Annotated in this window: 5 protein-coding genes and 1 pseudogene; 3 read left to right on the forward strand and 3 right to left on the reverse strand. The window is 70.2% G+C overall.

Annotated features, from left to right (window positions below):
• Positions 1–87 precede the first annotated feature (87 nt).
• Positions 88–867, forward strand: a complete 780-nt coding sequence (locus ACK59X_RS03305) for an IclR family transcriptional regulator (protein ID WP_409955153.1) — start codon at positions 88–90, stop codon at positions 865–867.
• A 10-nt stretch (positions 868–877) separates the two neighbouring features.
• Here ACK59X_RS03305 and ACK59X_RS03310 read toward each other — a convergent pair whose 3' ends face one another.
• Positions 878–1,417 carry a shikimate kinase gene (locus tag ACK59X_RS03310; RefSeq protein WP_409955155.1) on the reverse strand — a complete coding sequence of 180 codons (540 nt, stop codon included), beginning with the start codon at positions 1,415–1,417 and terminating at the stop codon, positions 878–880.
• A 50-nt stretch (positions 1,418–1,467) separates the two neighbouring features.
• Entirely contained in the window at positions 1,468–2,601 is a 1,134-nt protein-coding gene (locus ACK59X_RS03315) for a serine hydrolase domain-containing protein (RefSeq protein ID WP_409955157.1), read from the reverse strand.
• 200 nt (positions 2,602–2,801) lie between these two features.
• Between ACK59X_RS03315 and ACK59X_RS03320 the strand changes: the two genes are divergently transcribed.
• Positions 2,802–3,698, forward strand: a complete 897-nt coding sequence (locus ACK59X_RS03320) for a YihY/virulence factor BrkB family protein (protein WP_409955161.1) — start codon at positions 2,802–2,804, stop codon at positions 3,696–3,698.
• Positions 3,699–3,938: 240 nt separating this feature from the next.
• A complete protein-coding gene (locus ACK59X_RS03325) occupies positions 3,939–4,715 on the forward strand; it encodes a glycine zipper 2TM domain-containing protein (RefSeq protein WP_409955159.1) in 777 nt (258 codons plus the stop codon).
• 15 nt (positions 4,716–4,730) lie between these two features.
• Here the strand turns inward: ACK59X_RS03325 and ACK59X_RS03330 are convergent.
• Positions 4,731–4,875: pseudogene (locus ACK59X_RS03330) on the reverse strand (electron transfer flavoprotein subunit alpha/FixB family protein); the annotation flags it as partial.

Raw genomic sequence — 4,875 nt, forward strand, 5'->3', positions numbered from 1 at the left:
CTCCAGGGATGGTTGTTCGAATCTGCGCATTCTTGGCCGGCCGGCGGTTTCCTACAATCGTTCTTTCCACTGCATGGACAAACAAGCATGGCCACCCTGGTGCTCGACCGCGTGCTGCGCATCCTCGACCAGCTCTCGCGCTACGACGCGCGCGGGCTGTCGCTGTCGGACATCGCGCGCCAGTCCGGCATCCCGCATCCCACCGTGCACCGGCTGCTGCAGGACATGATGGCCGCGCGCCTGGTGGCGGCACTGCCCGAGGGCCGGGGCTATGTGCTGGGGCGCCGCCCGTTCGAGCACGGCCTGGCCGCGCGCGGCCGGCACGATGTGGCGCCGCTGTTCACGGCCAATCTGCAGCGCTTGGCCGACGCCACGGGCTATGCGGCCTACCTGTTCGTGCTCAGCGGCCATGAGGCCGTCTGCTATGCCCATACCAACGTGCAGCGGCTGGAGCCGCCGCTGTCGGTCACGGTGGGCGGGCGCCGCCCGCTGGGTGTGGGCGCGGCCGGCCTGGCGCTGATGGCGGCGCAGGACGAGGCGCTCATCGAAGCCGCCCTGGCCACCAATGCGCCCACGCTGGGTCGCTATGGCGGGCTGGACGAGTCCACGCTGCGCGCCCTGCTCACCCAGACCCAGGCCCTGGGCTATGCGCGCAGCGGCGGCTGCCTGAACACCAACACCGCCGCCGTGGGCCATGCGGTGGTGGATGCGGGCGGCCGGGCGTTCGCGGCCGTGAGCCTGTCGACCACCGTGGCGCGGCTTACCCAGCGCGAGGCGGCGCGCCTGGCCGCACTGCTGCGCACCGAGATCACGGACATCCAGCCGCGCGTGCACTTCCACTGGAGCGATTCCTCGCCCCTGCGTTGAGGCCTATTGCTTACTGCGGCGCCTGCTCGGTGCCCGCGGCCATCTCCAGCTGCATCATGATCATGTTGACCAGCATGTGCACCGTGGGGCGGCCGGTCTCGATCACGTAGTGCGCAGTCTCGCGGTACAGGCCGTCGCGCTGGGCGTAGAGTGCGCGCAGCTTGTCCATGGGGTTGCCTCCCTGCAGCAGGGGGCGGCTGCGGTCGTGCTTGACGCGCTTGTAGATCTCTTCGGGCGAGGCGCGCAGGTAGAGCACCGGGCCCATGGCGCGCAGCACGCCGCGGTTCTCGGCGCGCAGCACGGCGCCGCCGCCGGTGGAGAGCACCATGCCGCCGGGCTGCGCCGCCGCCTTGGCCAGTTCCTCGGCCTCCAGCTCGCGAAAGCGCGCCTCGCCGTGCTCCTCGAAGAACTGGCGGATGCTTGTGCCCAGCACTTCCTCCAGCCGGTGGTCCAGGTCGATGAAGGGCACGCCCGCACGGTGCGCCAACTGCCTGCCGATGGTGGATTTGCCTGAGCCGGGCATGCCGACCAGTGCACAGCGAATCTGCATATTCTTTTCTTGCCCCTTGGGGGCGAGTTTAAAGCAGGGCCCTGTGCTTGCTACAGCGCAGCGTAGACCAGCGCCGGGTACAGTTCGCACAGATAGCGCAGCTGGCCGGGCGCCTGGGTGAGCAAGATGGCCACCAGGTCTTCGGCAGGGTCCACCAGGAAGAAGGTGCCGCCCATGCCGCTCCAGCCGTACTGGCCCACCGAGGCGGTGTGGGGCGCCAGACCGGCGCTGCGGCGCACGGCCACGCCCAGGCCGAAGCCGTAGCCCTCGGGCAGGATGTCCCCGGCGGCCGGTATGCCATCGCCCAGGTGGTCGGCCGCCATGAAGGCCACGGTGGTGCGGCTGGCCAGGCGCACGCCGTCGAGCGTGCCGCCGGCCAGCAGCAGGCGCGCAAAACGCGCATAGTCTGCGGCCGTGGACACCAGCCCGCCGCCGCCCGACTCGAACGCGGCCGGCCGCGATACGTCGTTGAGCGCCACCTCGGCGCCGGTGGCCGGGTCGCGCGCGAAGGGTTCGGCCAGGCGGTGCAACTGCTCCGCCGGCACGTGAAAGCCGGTGTCGTGCATCTGCAGCGGACCGAACACCCGGCGCTGCAGGACGGCGCCCAGGGTCTCACCCTCCACCACCTCCAGCAGGGCGCCCAGCACATCGGTGGCGCGGCTGTATTCCCAGCAGCTGCCGGGCTGGTGCAGCAGGGGCAGGGGCCCGATGGCCTTGGCCAGCGCCGCATTGCCATCGCGGCGCGAGCCGATGCGTGCCGCTTGGTAGGCCTGGGCCACCGGGCCGGTGTCCCAGGCATAGCTCAGCCCCGCCGTGTGGCGCAGCAGGTCGTGCACCGTGGCGTCACGCCGCACGGGCGCCATGCCGCCCGTGGCGGGGTCGAACACCCCCTGGCCGGCAAAGGTGGGCAGGTAGCGCGCCACGGGGTGGGACAGGGGCAGGCGCCCTTCTTCCATGAGCATCAGCGTGGCCAGCGACACCACGGGCTTGGTCATGGAGTAGATGCGGAAGATCGAATCCGCCGCCATGGCCGGTGCGCCCGCGCCGGGCGCCTGTGCGCCCAGGGCGTCGTGCAGCACCGTCTGGCCGCGGTGGTGCACCAGCGCCACCGCGCCGGGCAGGATGCCGCGGTCGATGTGGTCCTGCAGCACGCTGCGCAATCGGGTCAGGCTGGGGGCATGCATGGGCGGGGGCTCCTGGAGAAGATGGCATGAGCCTGCCACAAGTGGCCGATGGACCCAGCCGCCTGTGGGACAGCGCCTACAGTGGCTTCCGTGCCCGGCCGGTGGAAGTCCGCTGCCCGGCCTCCTATGCTTGGCGCATGAGCATTTCCGACCGCATCCAGCGCGCCACCAAGCGCCTCCAACCCCTGGTGCAGCCCGTGATGCCGCTGTGGCGTGCAGTGCAGTTATGGCTGGACGCCGACGGCCTGCGCATGAGTGCGGCCATGTCCTTCTATGGCATGCTGAGCCTGGCGCCGCTGCTGCTGTTGCTGGTGGGGGTGCTGGGCTGGTGGCTGGACCGCAGCTACCTGGAAAGCAGCCTGCTGAACCAGGTGCAGTCGGTGATGGGCGAGCGCGTGGCAGACGTCATGCGCCAGGCCCTGGCCAGCGCCCAGGAGCCTTCCGAGGGGCGCCTGGCCTCGCTGATCGGCTTCGTCGTGCTGCTCTCGGGCGCCACCGGGGTGTTCGTGGAACTGCAGTCGACGCTGGCGCGCCTGTGGCAAGGCTCGGAGCCGGACCCTTCGCGCGCCGCGTGGTGGCACATGGCCTCGCTGCGCCTGCGTGGCCTGGCCTATGTGCTCGCCATCGGCTTTTTGCTGCTGGTCTCGCTCACGATGTCCACCCTCATCAACCTGTTCGCTGGCTGGGCCGGTGCCCGGCTCTCCATCGCGCCGCTCGGTCCCATCCTGCAGGTGGTCAACGAGGTGGTGGCCTTCGGCTTTGCCGTGGCGCTGTTCGTCGGGCTGATGCGCATCGGCACCGGGCGCAAACCGCCGCTGCGCTGCCTGATCGCCGGCGCGGTGGTGGGCGCCACCCTGTTCACCATCGGCAAGCAACTGCTGGCCTGGTACCTCTCCACGGCGGCGGTCGTTTCCGCGTACGGGGCGGCCGGCTCGCTGGTGGTGCTGCTGATGTGGATCTATTTTTCGTCGGCCGTGCTGCTGTTCGCCGCCAGTTGCGCCCGGGCCCTGGATGAGGCGGGGCTGCAGGTGCGCAGGAGTCGCGCCCCGGCGCATCCCGTGCCCCAGGACGGTGCGGACGTGGCGATCGTGCCTTGACTGGGCAAGCGGACTGTGTCGCTTGGCGCTGTAAGCAATGGCAAATGTGTACCCCAGGGCTCTGCACCTTGCGGGGTCGGCGCAGCACTTCTTACCGACCCTTACAAAGCAGACAAAGTCGGGCATCGTGGCCTGTATACCGTGCGTCCATGGGCCGCGTTGTGCACTCACCAGGTCGTGGCCCCGAACAAGATTGAACCCAGGAATGGCGCACATGCGCGCAGAAAGAAAAGAAACACCATGAACAGCCCTGTCACCCTGCAGCCGTCCGATGTGCGCACCGTGCCTTCCACCCCATCGCCCATGACATGGATGTGGGTCGCCATCGCGTCCCTTGGGGCCTGTGTGGTGGCCCTGGGTACCACGCTGGTAGTACAGCACCGCCCCGCTGACGTTCCTGCTGTCGCTGCAACAGCGGCCAGCCCTGCCGTGGTGGCCCCATCGCTGCAGGGTGCCGCGCCCGGCCAGTCGCCGCTGGGGCTGGTATCACCCCAGGCCGGTGCCCAGGCGCAGCTTGCGCCTGCGCCCATGCCCGAGCCATTCCAGCCCCAGCGTGCGAACCTGGCCGGCGGTACGACGCAGATGGCGCAGCGCGCGCCGGTGTGCAGCACCTGCGGCCGGGTCGAATCGGTGCAGGCCATCCAGCAGGCCGAACCCGCCACCGGCGTGGGCGCGGTCGCTGGCGGTGTGCTTGGTGCCGTGGTGGGCAACCAGATCGGCAAGGGCAGCGGCCGCACAGCCGCCACGGTGCTGGGCGCCGTGGGCGGCGGCTATGTGGGCCACCAGGTGGAGCAACGCTCGCGCACCCGCACGGTGTACCAGGTGGCGGTGCGCATGGACGATGGCTCGCTGCGCCGCTTCACGCGCGCGCAGCCACCGGCCGTGGGCACGCCCGTGGCGCTGCAGGGCCAGGGCTACCGCAGCGACCACGAGCGCGACAGCCGCCCGAACGGCGGTGGTGGTGGTGCGTACACCAACGCCCCTGCGGGCGCGGTGCGTGTTGCCAACGGCTACTGATGCACGCCAGGCGCCTTACAGCGCCTTGACCAGCTCCGGCACGGCCGTGAACAGATCCGCCTCCAGCCCATAGTCGGCCACACTGAAGATCGGCGCCTCCGGGTCCTTGTTGATCGCCACGATCACCTTGGAGTCCTTCATGCCCGCCAAGTGCTGGATG

Source organism: Acidovorax sp., from assembly GCF_046339755.1.
In the GTDB taxonomy this organism is placed as follows: domain Bacteria; phylum Pseudomonadota; class Gammaproteobacteria; order Burkholderiales; family Burkholderiaceae_C; genus Acidovorax.

What these genes read in the sequence shown, in the direction of transcription:
- ACK59X_RS03305 (WP_409955153.1), top strand. Translation starts at nt 88, where the DNA reads ATGGCCACCCTGGTGCTCGACCGCGTGCTGCGCATCCTCGACCAGCTC.
- ACK59X_RS03310 (WP_409955155.1), bottom strand. Translation starts at nt 1,417, where the DNA reads ATGCAGATTCGCTGTGCACTGGTCGGCATGCCCGGCTCAGGCAAATCC.
- ACK59X_RS03315 (WP_409955157.1), bottom strand. Translation starts at nt 2,601, where the DNA reads ATGCATGCCCCCAGCCTGACCCGATTGCGCAGCGTGCTGCAGGACCAC.
- ACK59X_RS03320 (WP_409955161.1), top strand. Translation starts at nt 2,802, where the DNA reads ATGCCGCTGTGGCGTGCAGTGCAGTTATGGCTGGACGCCGACGGCCTG.
- ACK59X_RS03325 (WP_409955159.1), top strand. Translation starts at nt 3,939, where the DNA reads ATGAACAGCCCTGTCACCCTGCAGCCGTCCGATGTGCGCACCGTGCCT.